The sequence below is a fragment of the Glutamicibacter sp. NPDC087831 genome, assembly GCF_044742845.1.
Classification (GTDB): domain Bacteria; phylum Actinomycetota; class Actinomycetes; order Actinomycetales; family Micrococcaceae; genus Glutamicibacter.
On record NZ_JBIUVH010000001.1, the window covers coordinates 762,573 to 781,690 of the forward strand.

The following is a 19,118-nucleotide window of genomic DNA, read 5'->3' on the forward strand; positions in this document are numbered from 1 at the left end:
TGTTGGTGGCTGTCACAGATGAAACCCTGCTGATAGCCGCCGACACCCGCCGGCGCTTGCAACGGATGACCGATGAACAAGCCGTCGCACTCACAATGGCTTGGGTTGAGGCGTGGGATACGCTCACACCGTTGTTCAACGAAGCGTTGCTTGACTTGCTGCAGGGTGCGCCTGACCGGATACCTCGTGCAGTAGTCGCACGCAACCGGAAACTACAGGCAGCCCTACGGCAAGCCAGCACCGTACTGAACGAACTCACCCGGGGCGCCAACGAAGTCATCGAAAACAGTCTCGCTGACGCGATCCTGGACGCGGTGCAGTCGCATGAAGCGATCCTCCGCACACAGCTGCCGCCCGAAGGCGCCGGTGTTGCTTTCAACTTGGACGCGCCAGCACCGGATGCGTTGGACGCAATCGTTTTGCGCACTACCCAGCAGATTCATTCGGCAACCCAGCCTCTCGCTGGGTGGGTTGTGACGGCGATGCGGAACGAACTGGTCCGCGGCATCGTCGTGGGGGACAACCCCCGCGAGGTAGCACGCAAGCTGATCCGCGCTACCGAGGGTCATTTCAACGGTGGACTGGCCAGGGCTACACGGATCGCACGCACAGAAATGCTGGATGCCCACCGGAACGGGTCGCTCACTTCCGCGAAGCAGAACAAAGACCTGCTGACCGGCTGGAAATGGCAATGCACCCTAGACCGGCGCACCTGCCCATCCTGCCTAAGCAAGCACGGCACCCTGTACCCGGTTGATGACTTCGGTCCAGAGGATCACCAGAATGGGCGCTGCGCACGCATCGACGTCACCAAGTCGTGGAAAGAGCTCGGGTTCAACATTGAAGAACCATCCGATGCTTTCCCCGACGCTCGCAAATGGTTCGACGGACTCACCGAGGACAGCCAGGTAGCCATCATGGGCCCAACCCGGTTGCAGCTGCTCAACGACGGCAAGATTGGCTGGGAAGACCTCGCAACCCTCCGCAAGGCCGATGCTTGGCGAGACTCCTACATCCAAACACCAGTCAAGGACCTTCTAGGTTCCGTCGCTGGTTGACGGGTAATACTGCACCGTCCCGCACCACTTGCACACAACGGACATCGAACCACCCGTCGGGCGTAGGAACACTTTCCCCACCCGCCATTCATGGCCCGGGCAGGCCCCCGGCTCACCCTTGGCGTCGTTCGCGTTGTCCAAACCCATGAACATGATTATAGGAGGCCGTCGTGCCAAAGAAGATCCGTGAAGCGGCCACCGCAACCCGGCGCGGCCCGGGGCGCATCCTGCTCACCCTGATCAGCCCCGGCCAAGGATCCAGCGGCGACTACACCCCAGAGGTGCTGGCCACGGCCGCGGCTGAGCGTGCGTTCCCTCGTGGCACCTTGGGCATGATCGACCACGACACCCCCACCGAAATGATGGAACGCCCCGAAGGGTCCCTCCGGAACCTCGCAATCGTCCTGGAAGAAGACGCCTACATCGGCGAAGGCGGAGCCCTGCAGGCAGAAGCAAAAGTCGCTTCCGCTTGGCGTGACCTCGTTGACGACTTCCACGAACACATCGGTGCCAGCATCTTCGCCAGCGCCGAAATCAGCGTGAACGAGACCGGACAAAAGATCGTGGAACGCATCATTCCGAACCCGTTCAACCGTGCCGACCTCGTGACCGTGGCAGGCCGGGGCGGAAAGATCGAGCAAGTCCTCGAAGCAGCTCGGGTCATCGAATCCCGGTCCATCATTGCCGAAGCCACCGCCGGCGACGTGCGCATGTGGTTGCAAGCCACCATCCGCGGATCACACGACGATTACGCATGGGTGGCTGACCACGACGAAACCTACGTCTACTACGAAATCGGTGACAAGTACTTCCGGCAAGCCTACGAGCTGACCGGTGTCAACGTCACCCTCTCCGGCGAACCTGTTGAGGTTCGCCGCCGGGTCGAATACGACCCCGTAATCTCCCCGCCGGTCCCGGCTGGGGTAACCGAAAATCAGGAGGAAGCCACCATGGCAACCATTGATGACAAGGAACTCGCCGACCTGCGCGAGTCCGCCAGCCGGGCCACCGTGCTGGAAGCAGAACTGCAGGCCGAAAAGGACGCACGAGCCAAGGAAGCCGCCGACCGCGCAACCGAAGCCAAGGACAACCGCGTCAAGGAAGCCAAGCGCATCGTCGCTGAAGCTTTCGGTGAGGATGCACCCGCGCTCTACACCCGCCTGGCCGAGTCCGCAGCCACCCCGGAGGACTTCGACGCAGACAAGTTCCGCACCGAAGTCACCGAAGCGGCAGCCAAGACCGAAGCCGACCAGGGCGCAGGACAGCCACGAGGCCTCGGCACCACCACCGTCACCGAGTCGAAGACCGCTGTCTCCGACGAAGACATCATCAACGCACTCTAAGGAGGCAACACAGTGGCAAAGAACCAGCGTTACACCAACGCACTACACATCACCGTCACCGCGCCCCGCGATATCAAGTCCGGTGACCCAGTACAGGTCGGACAGATCAGCGGCGTAGCCCAGATCGACGCGCAGAGCGGCGAAAAGGTCACCATCTGGTTGGACGGCTCGTGGGACGTGCCAGTAGCTGGCGCGCTCGCATCTGAGGGCCTTCCGGTCTACATCAATGCGTCTGGCACCCTGACCGCTACCGCGACCGGTAACACCCCCTGGGGCGTAGCGCTCGCAACGAAGACCACCGGCACCGCACCCGTTGAGGTCGTGCCGCTCGGCTACACCGCTGGCGCAACCGCCTAAGAAAGGAAGTCAACACCATGACTCACGAAATTGCACAGGAAGGCTTCCGCCGCGCATCCTCTCACGAAGAGCGCGTACACGAAGCCGCCAAGCTGTTCGGTGTAGGTCGCACCGGCGCGGATCCATTCGCTCAGGCGCGCCTGCTCGAAGCATTCACCACTTCGGACTTCCCTGTCCTGCTCAGTGACGCTTTCACCAAGAAGGCTGTTGCCGCGCAGAAGGCCGCGGTCAAGGAATTCGAGCCGATCCTCACCAGCGTCACTGTTGACGACTTCAATCGTCACAAGCTGATCGACCTGTGGGGCGGCGACGAATTCGAGACCGTGAAGGAACTCGAAGAGTACAAGGCTGGTTCGCTGAACGAAACCGAACTGACCCACGGCAACCAGAAGCACGGTAAGGCCTACGGCCTGTCGTGGGAGCTTTACCGCTCCCGCAACTTCACCGCCTTGGCCAACTTCCCAGCGAAGTTGGGTGACGGTTCCGTCAAGGGGCAGAACAGCCGTGTGGCTGACCTGCTGGTGGACGCAACTGCAGGGAACTGGAACGCCGCCTTCTTCGGCACCGTCGATACCGCAGCTTTCAGCGCTGACGCACTGGATGCTGCGATCAAGACCTTGGCGCAGAAGGAAGACCACCGTGGCGACCTCGTAGACGTGTCCAACCTCGTGTTGATTCACTCGTCTGGTCTGCGCTCCGAAGTTCTGCGCGTCCTGAATGCGTACGAACTGGAAATGCAGGTAACTGACGGGTCGAAGACCTCGAAGACCCGCGTGCAGAACCCCTTCAAGGGCGTAGTTACCCCGCTGGAATCGCGTGCCGTTGGCAAGCGCCTCGGCGCTGCGCAGTCCACCGGCTGGGCGCTGGTTCCTGCAGGTTCCTCGGACCTGCCTGCAATCATCCGCACCCTGCTCTCGGGCGAGGAAGCAGTGGACATCCGCGTCAAGAATGATCAGGGCAACCGCGTTGGCGGTGGCGCTGTTCCATTCGACGCTGGTTCGTTCCCAGATGACGGCATCTGGTTCCGTGGCCGCGATGTCTATGGCATCGACAAGGGCTTCACCACCGGCGTTTACGCGTCCAAGGGCGCTTAGCCCAGCACCAGCTGAAGGGCATCACCGACTGGTGGTGCCCTCAGCTGTTTCCAAACACTTTGAAGGGGGCACTCATGGAACCTGCAGAGCAGGAAAAGCAGCTCGGGCAAGTCCGTGCCCTCATAGCCGACCTCGACCCGGCCAACCAGATCTTCACCGATGAACAGCTGACCACGTACCTAGAGCTCAACGACTGGGACACCGGCTACAAGCCAGGCATCTACCGGGCAGCTGCTGACACGCTCGACGCAATCGCAGTGTCCGAAGTGCTCACATCCAAGGTCATCCGCACACAGGACTTGTCCACCGACGGCGCCAAGGTCGCCGAGACGCTACGCAAGCAAGCTGAACAGCTGCGCGGCAAAGCCGACGAACTGGACCCAGAGCTGGGTGGAACGTTCGAAATCATCGATACCGGCTACGGTCGGCTTGAGGCTGAGGAATGGAGGGTCTTCTGATGCCGTTCCCCGGAACCAAAATCATTCCCGACGGATGGTCCGATCATCACCGGCCGGTCGCTGCTGGTGGCATGACCGCTGACTGCGTCATCGAACGAGTCACCGACGGCCCGGCACCATTCCCACTCCCAGAGGGTTGGACAGGGCGCACGCTCATATGGGCAGGCAAGGCCCGCATCCAAGAGCTCAAACGTGAACAAGCGGCCGACCTCGCCGGCCAGCCAACGGAATCACGCCAGTACCTGATCCAACTCCCATACCTGGACTTGAACCCACTACCTGAACTTCATGTGGGGGAGCGCGGCGACCTGGTCACCAGCAACGGCACCGAATACATGCTGAAACAGCGCATGACCGGGTCAGAACTTTGGGCGCACGACTTCATCGCATGGGAAAACCAAACCCAGCAGAACCCTTAGACGTCACGCCCGTTGCGCTTGTTGATCCACCACAGCACGAAAATCAGCACCGCGATGGCAGCGAACACGCCACCGAATATCGACCAGATAGGTGCGGCGCTCCCTGCAATGAATCCGAGCACGGCGAGCACAGCAAAAAACAGGGCAGCACGAGTCAACTTCACGGGCTTGATTGGTTTTTCATTCATGCCCGAAGCCTACCGAACGGGGGCAACCTTATGACCTTTGATGCTTCAGAGTTACGCAACCTGAGCGTGGAACTCGGCGACGTTCCCAAGGTGGTCGGCCAGCTGGCGAAGACCGTGGTCAAGAAAACCGCGAAAGACATCGAGAGCACAGCCAAGACTTTGGCCCCGGTGGACACCGGTTTCCTCCGCTCTGGAATCAAAACCACTGACCTGCGCAATGTCAGCCAGGAATCACCGTCCGCTGAAGTCGTGGCATCCGCAAGTTACAGTCCGTACCTCGAATTCGGTACCAGCCGCATGGCCCCTCAACCGTTCATGCGACCAGCCGCGGACAAGCATGCTGACGCGTTCGAGCAGGCGATGGCACAAATCATCGACAAGGCAATGGGGAGCTGATGGACGCTACACAATTCACGGCAGAGCTCGATGCAAAGCTGAAAGCCATCACCGCGCTCGGTGGCCGTGTATACGACGGGTATGCGCCCAGCAAGATCCCCACCGACCCTGCAGGGTACGTCCTCCCATACGTGCTGTTCTTCACCGGTATCACAGCTGACATAGGCGACGCCGATCTGACCGGCATGACGGACACCCTTGTGCATGACTGGGCACCACAGACCAACTGTGTCGGACCAACGCCGGGGCATGCCCGCTCTTGCGCCGAACTCGTGAAATCAGCTCTCACCAACACGCGTATCGGCAATCACTGGCTCAAACCAGACGATGACGGATTCCGTGTTGCCGTTCCCCTCAAAGACGACCAGGCAACCCCAGCCCGGTTTTTCCTGCCGCTCTCGTGGCGGCTCACCACCAACTAAGGAGGCCCACCGTGGCAACCCCTAAACAGGTCACCGAGCCAGCCACCCCCGCGGTGGTAGCCCGGATCACTGAACCAGCACGACCAGACCGTGTCTACGACCCGCGCAAGAAGGTCAAGGTGTACGACACCAGCACCAAGCAGGTAGTGCGCCGCCCAGTACCAGAAACCTGGCTCGACGGACGCTTCCCAAACCTCGCACCAGTCCCATCCTCGAAAGAAGGTAAGTAGCTATGGCCGCCAAGGGTCCAAAGATGCTCAACATGAAAAACCGCGCCCTGTGGTGGGTACCAACCATCGCTAACAAGAACGCACCAACGGTCGCCGAGGTCGCGGCTGGCATCCAGCTGACGTGCCTCGTGACCGTAGCTAACTACCAGTTCGGCATCACCGGCACCGCCGTGATTACCGACCCGTCGCCGTGTGACTCCATCGAAGCCGGCGCCCCGGGCATGGACACCGTCGAGGCTGGCTTCGACATGTTCCGCTTCAAGGACGCTGTCGAAGACGTTGCGTGGACTACGTTCACCGACAAGGGCATCGGCGGGTACCTCGTGGAGCGTATCGGCCAGGTCGCTGACGGTGAAGACCCATCAGAGGTGCCACTGGCCACAGGTGATGAAGTCGCCGTGATGGAGGTCCTGACCTTGTCGCCACGCACCTTGTCGCCGGCGACCGCCGGGTACGAGAAGTTCAACCAGTCGTTCGCTCCGCAGTCCTTCGCGCCTCGCGCCGTGGTCGCTGCAGCGTAACCAAAGACCAGTCCGGGTAGGGGTGCTTGACTCCCGCTCCTGCCCGGACTCTAAACCTGCTGGGGTCACCACAAACATTAGGAGTCAACCATGGCTGAGAACCGCCACTACAAGGGCACCGTATCCCGCGACCAGCTGGAAGCAGCTGTTGAAGCGTTGGGGCTGAAGCCCGAAAACACGGTGTCAATCAACATGACAGCAGATCGTGTCCGTGTCATTGAATACGTGCGCGACGAGAACGGAGCCCGGATCCTAAATGAGGCATTCGAAGGCTTCGACCGCCGATGCTACACCCTGCAAGTCAAGTAACACCCATCCTTTAGGAGTCAATCATCATGTCCGAAAACATTGAACCAAACAGCGAGCTAGACCTCGACGAGTGGCTGGCCATGGGCGAACGAACCGTGCACAACGTCAACCTGTACAACCGCTTCGATCTGATCGCTGAGATCGACGCACTCGAAGCGCAGAAAGTCCCAGTCGAAGAGGTACCCGAGGGCGACGAAGCCCTCGGCGGGAACATCAACCCGAACGCCGGACTCGATGCTGAAATCGACGAACTGAAAATTCGGATCCATGCCTCGAAGAGGATCTTCCGCGTCACCTCACTCACCGACGCTGAAATCGCTGGCATCCGCGAAACCGTCCTCACCGAGTGCTCCGAGGAAATCGACAAGCAGGCTGAGCTAGGCAAGAACGAAGCGCGCAAGACTGCGGCCCGCATGGAAGTGAAGACCCCGGCGGACGTAAACGCCCTAGTTCGATTGAACGTCAACGAGTTCACCCGCAAATTCATTGAGCGTGAATCTCGGCTCCGCATCATCGCAGCATCCACCACACTCATGAACAACGGCAAGCTGGTCGACCTCACCCTAGAGCAGACTCGCACCCTCTACGAGAAGCTCGGCGAAGCACAAATGCGGTTGCTATCCGATGCGAACGCACGCGCCACCCAGGACATCCCTGAGGTGACCGTCCCAAAATCGTAGAAGCCCTCGGAACCCCGCGCTGGGCCCACCTGCTCGACCTGGTGGAAACAGCGCGGGACTGCCGCATCCCCGTCACCGTGCTCCTGGGCGTACGGGAAGACGACGGGACGTACTGCGACCAAGACAAAATCATGCAGATCGCATACACGAAATACCTGAAAACGATCTGCTCCGGCTGCGGCCTACCCGCGCACATCACCCGCGGCGACGACAACGTCGGACGGTTCGAAGTGCACGACGACACCATGTGCCACGGCTGCGAAGCGTTGGAAACGTTCACGTCCAACAAGAACCGCACCACATGGCCGGGCCAGAAACTCCACCTGAAAGACACCCATCTTGACGGATAACTAAATAAAGGCGGTGCCCAGCGGTGGACAAAAAGCTGAGAGTTCTTGTTAGCGCCGAAATCGGTGCGTTCATCAAGGACATGGACCGGGTTTCCGCAAAAGCCAAGGAAACCGCCAAAAAGACCGAAGACGCGGGCACTCAGTCCCAGTCCGGCATAGGCCACCTGGCCGATGTTGCGAACCAGCACGAAAAAGCGTGGGGCCAAGTCGCCAACACCATGGTCGGCGCTGGCACCGCCATCACCGGCGGGCTAGTCCTTTCAGCCAAAGCAGCCATGGACTGGCAGTCGCAATTCGCTGGTGTCCGAAAGACCATCGACGACACCGAAGAAGGGTACGCGGAGCTCTCCGACGGTCTACGCGACCTAGCCAAGGAACTACCGTCAACGCACGCTGAAATCGCTGGTGTGGCCGAGGCCGCCGGCCAGCTGGGCGTAGCCCGCGACGATGTTCTAGGCTTCACCGCCACCATGATCGACCTCGGCGAAACCACCAACCTGACCGCGGAAGAGGCTGCCACGAACATTGCGCAGATCTCGAACGTCATGGGCACCATGGAACGCGAAGGTGCGCAAGGCGTGGAACGCTTCGGCTCCGCACTGGTAGCACTGGGTAACGATGGCGCATCCACTGAAGCCGAGATCCTGTCCATGGCCCAACGCATCGCTGGCGCCGCCGCATCGCTGGGCGCTTCCGAAGCTGACGTGCTGGCCCTGTCTAACACCCTGGCATCCATGGGTGTGCGCTCAGAGCTCGGTGGCGGTGTCGCCACCCGTGTCCTGCTGAAGATGCGCACCGCAGTCGACGAAAGCGGAGAATCCCTCGAAGCATTCGCCGGCGTAGCAGGCACCTCCGCGGAAGAATTCGCTTCAAAGTTCAGCAGCTCCCCAATGGAAGCCCTGCAGGACGTCTCCGAGGGCATCGCCCGCACCAACGACGCCGGCGGAAACCTGACCGCCACGTTGAAGGACATGGGCATCAAGGGCACCGAGGAAATGCAGGTCATGCTGGCCCTCGCCAACTCCGGCGACCTGCTCACCGAATCCTTGGAGCTCGGTGCCAAGGCGTGGGAGGAAAACTCGGCGTTGGCCGACGAAGCAGCACAACGCTACGCCACCGCTGAATCCAAGGTCAAAGTCGCTTGGAACAACATCAAGGACGCAGGCATCGATGCGGGAGCCGCCCTGCTACCTGTCATCGCAGGACTGGCAGAAGGCATCGCGGATCTCGTTGGATGGTACACGGACCTGCCGGAACCAGCACAGACTGCGCTGACCGTACTCACCGGATTCATCGGTGTTGGCGCGCTGGTTGCGGGAGCGTTCATGAAGCTCGCACCAAACATCGTCTCCACTATCACTGGGCTTAGGGACTTACGCGCTGCCACGCAGCGCGCAGAAGGCCCGATGACTCAGCTTGAATCCCGCACTCGCAAGGTTGGCAAGGCGGCTGCGACCGCCGCGTCTGGGCTGATGGCGCTAGCCACTGTGGGGCCAATCATCGGATCGATGGTTTCCTCCGGCGACCTCGCAAACCTCGACAACCTGAACGCCATGCTTCTCGGCACTGGTGATGCAGGCGCCCAGCTCGACGAAATATTCACTGGCAAGGGCAACTTCTTCAACGGGCTGGACGTTGGCGGCATCGGGGACGCGTTCAAGATCATCGGCGACCCGTCAATCAGCGACAACATCGACCAGACGCTATCGAAGATTTTGACACTCGGTTCCCGCGGATCCAGCAACATGGAATTCGTTACCAAGAATTTCGAACAGCTGGATTCCGTCCTGACCGGAATGGTGAAGTCTGGCAACACGGAACAGGCAGCGGATACCTACGAGACTCTGGCCGCGAAGGCTGAAGAAGCTGGCGTTCCGGTGGAGAAGCTTGCTGAGATATTCCCTCAGTATGCGTCCGCATTGCGCCTGGCTGACGCAGAGTCGAAGAACGCTGCCAAGGGTGCTGATGGGACAGCTACGGCCTATGAGAACGCGGCCAAGGCGGCAAAGGAAGCCGCCGATGCTGTTGATGAATGGTACGACTCGCTGGTCAACTCCGGAATGGTCATCATTGGTGAGAACGAGGCGATCCGGCGACTGCAGGAATCGATCAACTCGGCAACGAAGACCATCAAGGAAAACGGTGAGGTTGTCGACAAGAACGGTGAAGCATTCGACCGGACCTCAGAGAAGTACCTTGCAAGTTCGTCAGCGCTCGACGCTATCGCATCCAGCACGCTCGCGGTCATTGACCCGATGCGTGAAGCCGGTGCGACCACCGCTGAAATGTCCGAAGAGATCGCGCACGGCCGGGAGAACTTCATCAAGCAGGCAACTGCGATGGGGTACAGCAAGGAAGCAGCTGCAGCCTACGCAGACCAGCTGGGCCTGATACCTGGCAGCGTGTACGTGCAGTTCAACTCCAACACCGATTCGTTGGCGGGGAAGATCACTGAGATTCACGAGCTGGTGCAGTCCACTCCGGACGGCAACGTCACCATCACGGAGAACTCGCCTGAAGTACGGGCCGCGCTGGAAGCCCTCGGGTACATCCTTACCGAACTGCCTGATGGGCGTATCGAAGTGTCCGAAACCGGAACCGACGAAACCGGCAAGAAGATCGACGAGACTGCCGCCAAGAAGCGGGTCGCGAAGATCAACGCGCAAGCAATCACCGGCGCCGCAGAAGAAGCACTGAAGAACGCGGCACGCACACGGTTCGCCACCATCGCAGTAAGCACCCGATTCACTGATTCGGGAGCATCAGCGGTACATCGTGGCGGTACAGGCGGGCTGACCGGCAACTACCGGGGCGGGCAAATCAGTTTGCCTGGTTACGAGGACGGCGGAAAACTCCCACGTACCGGCCTAGGACGGGACATGATCCTCGGAGTCACATCCGAAGGCCGCCCGATTGCCAACGTGGACGACGAAGAGTGGATCATCCGCAAATCGTCAGCCAACAAGTACAACCGTGTGCTTGGCGCAATCAACGCCGACGACCCATCGGTACAGCACCTCGCCAGCTTCGCCGGCGGGGGACGTGCAGGCTCATTGGCTTCAATGGGGGCCGGGTCCGGCGGCACCGTCATCAACATCGGCGACATCAACGTCAACGGTGCCGGTGATGCGATGCGTGCAGCTCAGGCTGTGGAAGATCGGATCACCAGCAAACTAGCGAGAGTAGGGATGCGAATTGGGTGAGTTAGTCACATTAGATGGATTCCCGCTCTCCGGAGTGACTCGCGACGGCATTTGGAAGATCAACAGCCTGCCGGGATGGAACCAGCGTCCACCAGTGAAACGCAACCGGGAGTCGCGCACCAGCGGTGACGGCAGCTTCAAAACACCGGTGTTCTACGAGAACCGACTGATCACCATCAACGGCAGGTTGTTCACGAAGAACCACGACTACCTGCACCAGGCCGAGGACATGCTCAATGCCCTCGGCCACCGCGGGGGAGTGAAACTGCTAGTTGAAGGTCACGGCCCCACGCAGTGGGCCACAGTTGACCCACGCGACTCCCCAGACCTGACGGCGGTAACGGGTAACTTCCTGCAGTTCCAGATCCCGTTGGAGGCGATCGACCCGTTCAAGTATGGCGAGTCGTATGCGGTCACTGGGAACACGACTGATGCGGCTTCTTTGTTTCATCGTGGGACGGTTTCTGCATGGCCTGTGGTGACGGTTTCAGCGTCTTCGTCCAGCGGTTACACGCTCACGCTGAATGGCCGGCAGGTGGTCGTTACACGTGCAATTGCTTCATCTAGCCCGCATGAGATTGATTTCAGGACGGGCATCCTCCGGGTCGGGGGTTCGGTTGTGACGGGTGGGCTTAGTACGGCGAACTTTTCGCCCATCAACCCGGGAATGCCACAGAACATGTCGATCAGCACCGGCTCCGGATCATACGGATCGATCACCGTCCGCTATTCCGACACTTACATTTAGGAGGCCAGCTTGGGTTACCGAGTGTGGAGCGTTTCCTCCAAGACGTGGGCTGACCGGGTCGAACTGAAACCGGGGTCTTCACCGTGGGAACGGGGTTTCAATCATAGTTTCGGCGGCAAAACATCGCTGGTCTTGTCCGATCCTGACGTGGCAGCTGTCGCCGGGTTAAACGATTCCTACCCGGGGCAGCGTGCCATCGTCGTGGATTACGAGAACGTCGTGGTCTACGCGGGAATCATCTGGGAAGCGGACTATGACCGTGACTCATTGAAGCTGGACCTGACTCACGAAGATATTTGGTCGCTCTGGGATGCACGTCTGATCAGCGAGATTCGTGACGAGAACATCGTGAACTGGGAGAAGACTTATTCCGGGTTGGAGTACGACACCATCGTGAAGCGGATCATCCAATTAGCCGTAGCCGGGTCCGGCCGTGGTGTGCCGATGGTTTACGAGGACGACTACACAGGTGGCCGTTCCCGCACCTACAACGGGTACAACATGGACACCGCGCTAAGTGCCATGGAAGAAATCATGGACCTCTCCGATGGGCCTGATATCGACTTCCGGCCCGAATGGGACGGCACCGGAGGCATCCGCTTCACGCTGCGCACCGGCGATCTCTCGCTGAACACTATCGAGGTGAACTTCTCGGCTCCGGAGACCCCGGCGCGAGGTTTGTGGATCAAGACCAGTGCTCGCGACGTGGCAACACAGATTTTTGCGGTCGGTGAAGGTTCAGGCAAGAAGACCGCGAAGAGCCCTGGAATGCTGGTGCGTGAGTCGCAGTCGGCGAACATTGCTGACTACCCGGCGCTTGAACGCGTGGAGCAGTTCAAGAACATCAAGAAGGGGTCCGAACTCTACGACCAAGCGGCGTCCGCGCTAGTCGCGACAAACAGTGCTGTTCGGCAGGCAGGTTTCGAACTGAAGCTAGATTCCCCAATCCTCGGGAATTTGTGGGAGCTGCGTCCTGGCACGATAGTCCGCTGGTACATCAGCGGTGACCCGTACTTCACGGACGGTTGGCGTGAATGGCGAGTGCTCAAGTACTCCGGGGATATTGACAGTGAGTTCGTGAAGATCGAGTTCCAGCCCAAGGGAGGTTAGCAGTGGCAAGAGTCGTTGACCTAACCGGCGAGGACGTCACCCGGCAGCGGCGTAAGGAACGGAACTACGGCACCAAGACAGACCTTTCGTCCACAACGGTTGAACGCGGTAACACGCACTGGGCCGAGGGATCAAACGTCAACATCGATGGGTTCCTCGGTGTCGCTGGTACGCAGCGCGTCACTGGATTGCTGGATGTAACGGGAACGTTCAACGGTTCCGGCACAAACAACCTGGACGGCACGAACAACCTGTCTGGTGACAACAACCTGACCGGGCCCACCGAGGTCAGTGGCAGCTTAGATGTAACTGGCCCAACGAACCTTGACGGCGTTCTTACGATCAACGGTGACACGACGATCACTGGGGACACGACGATCACTGGGCTGCTCGCAGTGGATGGCCCAACAACGATTTCCGGAACGCTCGACATTGAGGGTGCAACGACTGTTGCGGCGGATCTGGAGCTGATTGCTGGGGGCCTGTTGAAGGCAGGCGTGACGAAGATCGAACCGAACGGCAAAGCAACGTTCGGGGACGTGGTCATCGACCCGAACAGTATTTACATGATTCAGGCACCGGGCGGAAACATGGTTTCGGGTGCGGCTGATCAGATTTCGTTATCGTCTTCTTCCTCGTCGTCGGTTTCTCTAGACTCGACCCGGGCTGAACTGGATTACAAGGGCGCAGCAAAAACCACCTTGGACGGGTCGAAAGCTCAGCTCAGCTTCGGGACGACTCTGGTCAAAGCCCGCGCCGGCGCAATCGATTTGGACGCCGCCAAGACGTGGCTAACCGGTCAGATTGAAGTCGCCGGGTTTGCCCGCTTCCAAGGCGTGGGGTTCTACGCTCCGAATCTCCCGTCAACGTCGAACCCACCCAATCTTCACATCACTTCGGGCGGTCAGGTGTACCGCTCAACATGGACCCCGTAAGGAGCCACAGCATGCCTCAACATGACGATACGGAATCAGAACTTCTTGGATGGATCGAAGAACTCCAGCAAGAAGTAGCCGCACTTCGGGCAGAGAACGGGTCGCTTCGGCAGAAGGTGCTGGTCGCTGAATCAGTGATTCCGAATTATCAAGAAGCTCTTGGAGCGTCGCAGTTCAATCTCTGGAAAACGCAGGCATTACTCAATATCTCAAATCAACCCACCGGATAGCCCGGTGGGTTTCCTAGTTAAGGAGGCGGAATGCCCGCAGTCACAGGAAGCCTGAGGGACCTTGTCGGCGCTGCAATGGCAAATCGTCAGGGCGTGCTGGTTTTCCGCCCGAACGAGGCAATGGTTCAAGCGGCGACAACCACACCAGGCACGGTGCATTCCACGGCCGAGGTCAGAGTCACGCCGGCATCCAATGGCTCATTCAGCGTGAATCTCACGGCGACCACCGTGATGGCCACGGATTGCTTCTACACCCTGCGCATCGAGTGGGTAGATGGGTCAGGCCCGAGCATGGACTTCCCTGGCTGGCAGATCCGAGTCCCCGTGGGCTCCGGAGGATCCCTAGACCAGTTCATCGTCATCGGCCCACCCAACGGTGGCTGGGGCGGATCGTTGCCGAACCTGTCTCTCGTGCTCATGTCGCTGACCTTCCCGGACAACCTTCAACGAGGCCAGCTGTGGTGGAAGACCGACCCGGATGATCCGCAGAACTACAACGGCCGCAACACCGGCGAAATCCACCGAGGAGTGTAAACAATGGCTATTGCGAAAAGCTCAGTATTCGTCGCAGACGTTACCGGCCCCCGCGGCCCAGCCGGATCCATCCACAAAGGATCGATCCCTAACGGGTCGAACATCAACACCTGGCACACCCCGGCTTACGAAGGTTCATGGACGTTCTCGGGTTCCGGCGCAGCAACCCTGACCGGGCTTCCCTCAGGCGTTGTGGCTGGCCAGCTGTTCGTCCTGCCTGGCTTGGGCGGCCAGTTCCTCACCTCGTTCCGTTCCACTGGTTCTCCAGAGGCGTTCTGGTTCCGTGGACGTACAGGCTTATCCGGCGGTTTCGGCGCGTGGATGAACCTGAACTCCACCAACACCATCAAGAACAGCGGCATCATTTCTGCCGGGGATAACCTCGATTACTGGTTTTTGCCCGAGAAAGCCGGGTTCTGGAGCCTGGCTTCAACGACGACGGCCCGTGAGGTTAGTGGCCTGCCAGTACCTGCCCCCGGCAAGCTGTGGAACGACACCGGTGGTGTCAACACGCAGATGTACTTCTCATACGGCATCACCGGATACCCGCCCGGCGTGTGGACTCGCCAGCGTCTGGGTTTGGCTACGTCCCAGTGGACTGAATGGGTCAACCTCATGGCGAGCGGTGGCGGTGGCGGCGGGGATGCTAACACTGAACAGTACGCGCTCAAGCATGCTTTCCGCCTGGACGAAGCTCGCAAACGTTTAGGGTACAAGCTCGGCACCGGAGGCAAAGCCGCAATCGCTCTCCAATTCGACGACTACAACGCGGCGTTCCGGGACAAGGTACTCCCGATCCTGCGCGAGTTCGACATCCCGGCAACCATGGCGCTGGCCGTGAACTGGGTCGAAGGCAAAGTGAACCACGCTTTGGCCGAGGAGGTGCCGTGGGGAACCGTGCAATCGTGGGTTCTCAATGACGGCATGGAACCCCAGGGCCATTCATGGACCCACGGTGCCGCTTCAAGTGCTAGTGCGCTGAAGAAGGAAATCATCGACTCTGCAGATCATATGGAAAAGCAGATGCCCTCCGTGGTGATCGATGGTTGGTCCATGCCCGGAACAGGCGTATCGAGTGGCCCATACGGTGGATACGATGGCCAATCGATCGAAGACTTCACAGAGACGACCGCGGGAAAGATGCTCCTGTCGCGCTACGCCTTCGTCGGTGCCCGCAAGGGCGGCTACATGCAGCCTGGGGGCGGATACGATCTGATCGGACAGGCTCACGGTGGCATCGGTGAATCCACAAGCTCGCAAGAATTCCGGGACAACGTCGAGAAGGCAATCGCGGGCAAGTACGCGCTGACTGGCCTGCATCATCCCGGTTGGCTGGATACCAGCGGGTATCGAACAACCGCACAGCTGCGTGCGGACATTCAATGGCTCGCCGAGCAGCGCGACGCAGGACGAATCATGATTCTGACCCGACGGGCACTGTTCACTGTTGATCCATCGGAGGACTACCGGAACAACTTGCTGCCCGGCGGATTCAACGGTTCTCTCAACGGTTGGGATGGATGGGCGCTGAACGCTGCCGGGAATCCGGCAACTTCTGGCACTGCTGCGCTGACATACCCGCTAACCCTCTTGCCTGTGGCGTGGGCTCGCGGGAGCATCCGCGAATTCCATGCAGTTGTGAAAGCGACTGCAACCAGTGTTGTCCGCCTGTCTGTCTCTGGCGGAGCAACGAACACGACCAAGGACTACACGATCCCCGCTGGTACCTGGGTGGAGATCCGCAAGTTCTTCGCGGTTCCCAAGGTCGGTGGATCATCCCTGACTTTCAACCTTTCACGGGTCTCCGGCGGGACCGTGGAGGTCCAGCAAATCAACGCTTACGCAGCCTAAGGAGGCAACACGGTGAAGCGAACTAACACGGTCGCAGATGCGCTGAACACTGGCAATGCCATGGTGGATCCAGGCGACGGGCTTCCCCCGATCCCGATCCCGCTAGATGGACAATTCCCAGGACGCCCGGGCCCCGCCGGCCCGGGCGTTCCAGAGGGTGGTTCCACTGGCCAGTACATTGAGAAGACCAGCTCGGGGACAACCCAATGGGCAACGCCGACCAAGGCGAAGGTGGGGTTGCCGAATGTGGATAACACTTCGGATCTGAACAAGCCGATCAGCAGTGCGATGCAGCAGGCGCTGGACGCGAAGCCCTCCCAGATTGAAGTCGAGTTCGCCATGGCGAGCAAGGCTGATCTTGTTGGCGGCAAAGTGCCGGCGAGTCAGATCCCATCGGATGCACTGGTTACGGACTCCAATGTCGCGTCGAAGGTCAACGATCCACTGACCGGTGCGGCGATCGATGCACGCGTTAGCGAACAGGTAACGCCGGTGGTCCAGCAGATCACCGCGGATTACATTGCCTCGGACACGACGATCGTGGATGCCGCTGCGGCGGCAGTGAATGCTAACCCGACCATCGCGACGCTCTTGGACAAGAACGTGGAGCAAGATGATCGCATCGATGCTGTAGCTGAATTCGCGCCTTCGGCCGTTCCGGACGATAGCGACTTTGCCCACGTCGTATTGGACGAAGCCGGCAGGTTGATCGAGGGTGAGAAGTGGGACGGCACGAAGTACGTCACCCACTTTGAAGCTGGAACAGTGGATACTCCGGGAGGGTCCGTCCGCGTGGATTCCTTCGCAGGCTACGCGCATGTCACCACCGACGCTGCAGGCAAGCTGCTGATTGGCGAACGCGAGGATGGCACCATCCACATCCCCCACTTGGACGTGGATTCGTTGAACGGTGGTGCCGCTAGGACTGGGACCGCGAAGATCCTTATCGTTGCGGGCCAGTCCAATGCTATCTGGCGATTCAACACGGACGGACCCGAACTGGCTGAGCCTGATTCCCGGTTGAAATGGTGGAACCGGATTAACGGAACCGTAGTGGACGTATCCCCGAACGTAACCCCGTCGATCGCCTCGGCGTTCGCCCGCAAGTATCTGGAGGATAATCCGGATGCTGAATTGCTGATCGTGCCAGTGACGGTCGGCTCTACCGGATTCAGCTCGTCCTCCATCAACCCTCCACCAGAAGGCTACGTTTATAGCTCCGGTGGCACATGGGACCGCACGCTGACAGCCGATCCGAACAACCTCGCACAGCGGTTGTTCGACTCGCTGGCCGGTGCTCTAGCGTACACGGGCAACGCCGAAGTGCTGGCGATGCTCTGGTCCCAGGGAGAGAACGACCGGACACGGAAAACGGAAGCGACCTACGCCGCGGCGTTCGATGACCTAGTGGCGCAGATCCGCAACCAGACTGGACAGCCGGACCTGCCGGTGATCCTCGGATCACTGACTCCCGAGGAAATCGCCAGTCCACAACAGGGCGGCCGTGAAGGTACTGACGGGATTGTGCGTGCCCATGAGAACACCCAGTCCCGGCTCTTCAACACCGCCTATGTGTTCGGGCCGGCAAACCACCTCCAGTACAACGAGCAGATCCACTTCTCTCCCGAGGGAAACCGCGAGCGCGGGGAGCGCATGGCCATCGACGGATTGCGTCGGGCAAGGCTGAACCTGGCAAACGGCCTGCCGTACTCGCCTCGCAACCCGCAGGCGCACCGTGCAGGAGATCAAGTCACTATCACCTGGGACTACCCGCTAGGCCGGGCCGTGTCTTTCACCCTCGAAACCAGCACCGACGGCATCACGTGGGCTAGCCAAACCCTGGCTGGGCCGCTTGCAACGAAGCACACCATTACTAGCAGCACCCCGGTTCGTGCCCGCATCAATACAACCAACGAATCTGGAACCAGCTACCCGACCATGGAGGTATCAGCATGACCGTCATCGAACGACGAAAGTACACGGCAACTGGCGGCAACAGCGCTTCACTGCCAACTCTCCTGCCCGGGCTGGGGGTAGCTGGGGTAGCGCACCGCTGGTCATCGTCCATGCTCGGAACGATCGGGCAACCGGTTTCGAGCTGGCCGGCCTACACCGGGGGTGTCGCCCTGGCGCAATCGACAGTGGCTGCTCAGCCTATCGCCGGTACCGGGCCTAACGGGACGAAGGTGTTGCGCACTGATGGCGTGGACGACGTGATCACTGCTGGTTCCCAGCTGACCAACGCCAAAACGGTGACGTTCTTGCTCAGGGTTCTCGACCCGGCGGGAACAACTGAAGGAGCAGTCGCGTGGGATGGCGGCTACCTGATGCGCGGATCGCAGGGTGGAAGTTCTTCGACGCGGATCGGAGCTACTGCTTTGTCTCAGCCAGAGAGCCTGGATCAACCGAAGTTCCATGTGGTGACGGTGATCAACGACTTCGCAGGCGGCGTCGGCGCAACAGTGGTCGACGGGAACTACGGTGCCCAGGCGACAGATCGTGAAAACACGAACGTGTCCATTGGCCGTGCGTCAACGAACTACGGCCGTGTCGAAGTGCTGGAAGTAGCGGTCTGGAAGCGGGCGCTAAGCCAGACGGAATGCCAGACAGTGCGTACTGCTTTGCAGTCCGCCTATCCTGGGCTTGTTGCTTAGGCTAGGTTTCCGTTGGCGGCTTCTTCTG

Annotated in this window: 23 protein-coding genes; 22 read left to right on the plus strand and 1 reads right to left on the minus strand. The window is 60.0% G+C overall.

Going from position 1 to position 19,118, the window contains the following annotated elements:
- Positions 1-5: 5 nt before the first annotated feature.
- The 6 genes from ACIOJF_RS03735 (at position 6) to ACIOJF_RS03760 (ending at position 4,729) form a co-directional block, all read left to right on the plus strand.
- Positions 6-1,058: a phage minor head protein gene (locus ACIOJF_RS03735; RefSeq protein WP_402741240.1), complete on the plus strand. Its 1,053-nt coding sequence runs from the start codon at positions 6-8 to the stop codon at positions 1,056-1,058.
- 170 nt (positions 1,059-1,228) lie between these two features.
- A complete protein-coding gene (locus ACIOJF_RS03740) occupies positions 1,229-2,401 on the plus strand; it encodes a hypothetical protein (RefSeq protein ID WP_402741241.1) in 1,173 nt (390 codons plus the stop codon).
- Positions 2,402-2,413: 12 nt separating this feature from the next.
- Positions 2,414-2,758 carry a capsid cement protein gene (locus ACIOJF_RS03745; protein WP_402741242.1) on the plus strand — a complete coding sequence of 115 codons (345 nt, stop codon included), beginning with the start codon at positions 2,414-2,416 and terminating at the stop codon, positions 2,756-2,758.
- Between the two features lie 17 nt (positions 2,759-2,775).
- Complete coding sequence (locus ACIOJF_RS03750) at positions 2,776-3,852, plus strand: hypothetical protein (protein WP_402741243.1); 1,077 nt, start codon at positions 2,776-2,778, stop codon at positions 3,850-3,852.
- A gap of 74 nt (positions 3,853-3,926) precedes the next feature.
- Positions 3,927-4,310 (plus strand): hypothetical protein, encoded by a 384-nt coding sequence (locus ACIOJF_RS03755; RefSeq protein WP_402741244.1) that lies wholly within the window; start codon positions 3,927-3,929, stop codon positions 4,308-4,310.
- Positions 4,310-4,729, plus strand: coding sequence for a DUF6093 family protein (locus tag ACIOJF_RS03760; RefSeq protein WP_402741245.1), 420 nt, complete (start codon positions 4,310-4,312; stop codon positions 4,727-4,729). The genes ACIOJF_RS03755 and ACIOJF_RS03760 overlap by 1 nt, the downstream gene beginning before the upstream one ends.
- Here ACIOJF_RS03760 and ACIOJF_RS03765 read toward each other — a convergent pair.
- Complete coding sequence (locus ACIOJF_RS03765) at positions 4,726-4,917, minus strand: hypothetical protein (protein WP_402741246.1); 192 nt, start codon at positions 4,915-4,917, stop codon at positions 4,726-4,728. The two genes, ACIOJF_RS03760 and ACIOJF_RS03765, sit on opposite strands and share 4 nt — an antisense overlap.
- Positions 4,918-4,947: 30 nt before the next feature.
- On the opposite strand from ACIOJF_RS03765, the gene ACIOJF_RS03770 reads away from it, so the two are divergent.
- From ACIOJF_RS03770 to ACIOJF_RS03845, 16 genes are all read left to right on the plus strand, one after another.
- Positions 4,948-5,313 carry an HK97-gp10 family putative phage morphogenesis protein gene (locus ACIOJF_RS03770; protein ID WP_402741247.1) on the plus strand — a complete coding sequence of 122 codons (366 nt, stop codon included), beginning with the start codon at positions 4,948-4,950 and terminating at the stop codon, positions 5,311-5,313.
- Positions 5,313-5,735: a hypothetical protein gene (locus ACIOJF_RS03775; RefSeq protein WP_402741248.1), complete on the plus strand. Its 423-nt coding sequence runs from the start codon at positions 5,313-5,315 to the stop codon at positions 5,733-5,735. Before ACIOJF_RS03770 ends, ACIOJF_RS03775 begins: the two co-directional genes overlap by 1 nt.
- A gap of 11 nt (positions 5,736-5,746) precedes the next feature.
- Positions 5,747-5,965 (plus strand): hypothetical protein, encoded by a 219-nt coding sequence (locus ACIOJF_RS03780; RefSeq protein WP_402741249.1) that lies wholly within the window; start codon positions 5,747-5,749, stop codon positions 5,963-5,965.
- A gap of 32 nt (positions 5,966-5,997) precedes the next feature.
- On the plus strand, positions 5,998-6,486 hold the full coding sequence (locus tag ACIOJF_RS03785; RefSeq protein ID WP_402741250.1) for a hypothetical protein: 489 nt from the start codon (positions 5,998-6,000) through the stop codon (positions 6,484-6,486).
- 90 nt (positions 6,487-6,576) lie between these two features.
- The gene (locus tag ACIOJF_RS03790) at positions 6,577-6,795 is read left to right on the plus strand and encodes a hypothetical protein (RefSeq protein ID WP_402741251.1); all 219 of its coding nucleotides are present in this window, start codon (positions 6,577-6,579) and stop codon (positions 6,793-6,795) included.
- A 26-nt stretch (positions 6,796-6,821) separates the two neighbouring features.
- Positions 6,822-7,475, plus strand: coding sequence for a hypothetical protein (locus ACIOJF_RS03795; protein ID WP_402741252.1), 654 nt, complete (start codon positions 6,822-6,824; stop codon positions 7,473-7,475).
- Positions 7,476-7,516: 41 nt separating this feature from the next.
- Positions 7,517-7,825 carry a hypothetical protein gene (locus ACIOJF_RS03800; RefSeq protein ID WP_402741253.1) on the plus strand — a complete coding sequence of 103 codons (309 nt, stop codon included), beginning with the start codon at positions 7,517-7,519 and terminating at the stop codon, positions 7,823-7,825.
- Between the two features lie 23 nt (positions 7,826-7,848).
- Entirely contained in the window at positions 7,849-11,028 is a 3,180-nt protein-coding gene (locus tag ACIOJF_RS03805) for a phage tail tape measure protein (RefSeq protein WP_402741254.1), read from the plus strand.
- Positions 11,021-11,776: a hypothetical protein gene (locus ACIOJF_RS03810; protein ID WP_402741255.1), complete on the plus strand. Its 756-nt coding sequence runs from the start codon at positions 11,021-11,023 to the stop codon at positions 11,774-11,776. The genes ACIOJF_RS03805 and ACIOJF_RS03810 overlap by 8 nt, the downstream gene beginning before the upstream one ends.
- Before the next feature lie 132 nt (positions 11,777-11,908).
- Complete coding sequence (locus ACIOJF_RS03815; RefSeq protein WP_402741256.1) at positions 11,909-12,886, plus strand: hypothetical protein; 978 nt, start codon at positions 11,909-11,911, stop codon at positions 12,884-12,886.
- A 2-nt stretch (positions 12,887-12,888) separates the two neighbouring features.
- On the plus strand, positions 12,889-13,821 hold the full coding sequence (locus ACIOJF_RS03820) for a hypothetical protein (RefSeq protein WP_402741257.1): 933 nt from the start codon (positions 12,889-12,891) through the stop codon (positions 13,819-13,821).
- Positions 13,822-13,832: 11 nt separating this feature from the next.
- Positions 13,833-14,051: a hypothetical protein gene (locus tag ACIOJF_RS03825; protein WP_402741258.1), complete on the plus strand. Its 219-nt coding sequence runs from the start codon at positions 13,833-13,835 to the stop codon at positions 14,049-14,051.
- A 30-nt stretch (positions 14,052-14,081) separates the two neighbouring features.
- A complete protein-coding gene (locus tag ACIOJF_RS03830) occupies positions 14,082-14,585 on the plus strand; it encodes a hypothetical protein (protein WP_402741259.1) in 504 nt (167 codons plus the stop codon).
- Between the two features lie 3 nt (positions 14,586-14,588).
- Positions 14,589-16,436: a polysaccharide deacetylase family protein gene (locus ACIOJF_RS03835; protein WP_402741260.1), complete on the plus strand. Its 1,848-nt coding sequence runs from the start codon at positions 14,589-14,591 to the stop codon at positions 16,434-16,436.
- A gap of 12 nt (positions 16,437-16,448) precedes the next feature.
- Positions 16,449-18,392, plus strand: a complete 1,944-nt coding sequence (locus ACIOJF_RS03840; RefSeq protein WP_402741261.1) for a sialate O-acetylesterase — start codon at positions 16,449-16,451, stop codon at positions 18,390-18,392.
- Entirely contained in the window at positions 18,389-19,090 is a 702-nt protein-coding gene (locus ACIOJF_RS03845; protein WP_402741262.1) for a hypothetical protein, read from the plus strand. The genes ACIOJF_RS03840 and ACIOJF_RS03845 overlap by 4 nt, the downstream gene beginning before the upstream one ends.
- The last annotated feature ends 28 nt before the right edge of the window (positions 19,091-19,118 follow it).